The following is a 1,783-nucleotide window of genomic DNA, read 5'->3' on the forward strand; positions in this document are numbered from 1 at the left end:
CTATTATAAGATGTTTTTTGATTTTAGTCCAGTATAATATATCATTTTAAGTTTATTTGATGTATGAAACATATTGTTTAACATTTGCCAGAAAATATGCTATACTAAGTAGTAACTTTTAGAAGGAGGATGTAATGGCAAAATCTAATACCAATAAGCGCTATGCATTACGTAAACTCGGAAAGATTTTTGGTTCTGTGATAGTCGGGCTAACTTTATTTTTAGGAGGAATCCTGAATACAAGTTTTGTTCATGCTGCTGATGGGATTCAATATGTCAGAGATGATACTAGAGATAAAGAAGAGGGAATAGAGTATGATGACGCTGATAATGGGGATATTATTGTAAAAGTAGCGACTAAACCTAAGGTAGTAACCAAGAAAATTTCAAGTACGCGAATTCGTTTTGAAAAAGATGAAACTAAAGACCGTAGTGAAAATCCTGTTACAATTGACGGAGAGGATGGCTATGTAACCACGACAACGACCTACGATGTTAATCCAGAGAATGGTCATGTTACCGAAAAGGTTACCGTAGAGAAAAAAGAAGCCACGGATACAGTTATCAAAGTTCCAGCCAAAAGCAAGGTTGAGCGTGAAGTTCTGCCTACAAGTGTTATCCGTTTTGAAAAAGATGAAACTAAAGACCGTAGTGAAAATCCTGTTACAATTGACGGAGAGGACGGAACTATAACCACGACAACGACCTACGATGTTAATCCAGAGAATGGTCATGTTACCGAAAAGGTTACCGTAGAGAAAAAAGAAGCCACGGATACAGTTATCAAAGTTCCAGCTAAAAGCAAGGTTGAGCATAAAGTCCTTCCTACAGGTATCATCCGTTATGAAAAAGATGAGAGTAGAGACCGAGGAACTTCTATTGAGATGGTTGACGGAGAGGATGGCTATGTAACCACGACAACGACCTACGATGTTAATCCAGAGAATGGTCATGTTACCGAAAAGGTTACCGTAGAGAAAAAAGAAGCCACGGATACAGTTATCAAAGTTCCAGCTAAAAGCAAGGTTGATCATAAAGTCCTTCCTACAGGTATCATCCGTTATGAAAAAGATGAGAGTAGAGACCGAGGAACTTCTATTGAGATGGTTGACGGAGAGGATGGCTATGTAACCACAACGACGACCTACGATGTTAATCCAGAGACTGGTAAGGTTAGCGAAAAGGTTACTGTTGATAGAAAAGAACCGACAGACACAGTTATCAAAGTTCCAGCCCAAAGCAAGGTTGAGCGTGAAGTTCTGCCTACAAGTGTTATCCGTTTTGAAAAAGATGAAACTAAAGACCGTAGTGAAAATCCTATTACAATTGACGGAGAGGACGGAACTGTAACCACGACAACGACCTACGATGTTAATCCAGAGAATGGTCATGTTACCGAAAAGGTTACCGTAGAGAAAAAAGAAGCCACGGATACAGTTATCAAAGTTCCAGCTAAAAGCAAGGTTGAGCGTGAAGTTCTGCCTACAAGTGTCATCCGTTATGAAAAAGATGAGAGTAGAGACCGAGGAGCTTCTATTGAGATGGTTGATGGAGAGGATGGCTATGTAACCACGACAAGGACCTACGATGTTGATTCAGAGACTGGTAAGGTCACAGAAAAGGTTACTGTAGACAGAAAAGAACCGACAGACACAGTTATCAAAGTTCCAGCCAAAAGCAAGGTTGAGCGTAAAGTCCTTCCTACAAGTGTCATCCGTTATGAAAAAGATGAGAGTAGAGACCGAGGAGCTTCTATTGAGATGGTTGACGGAGAGGATGGCTA

1 pseudogene is annotated in these 1,783 nt (G+C 40.0%); it reads left to right on the plus strand.

Features of this window, described 5'->3' with window-relative positions:
- Nucleotides 1-134: 134 nt before the first annotated feature.
- A pseudogene (locus HT669_RS11305) lies at nucleotides 135-1,783 on the plus strand (hypothetical protein); the annotation flags it as partial.

Origin of the sequence: Streptococcus sp. 2100, assembly GCF_013276335.1 — a bacterium.
Taxonomy (GTDB): Bacteria; Bacillota; Bacilli; order Lactobacillales; family Streptococcaceae; genus Streptococcus; species Streptococcus pseudopneumoniae.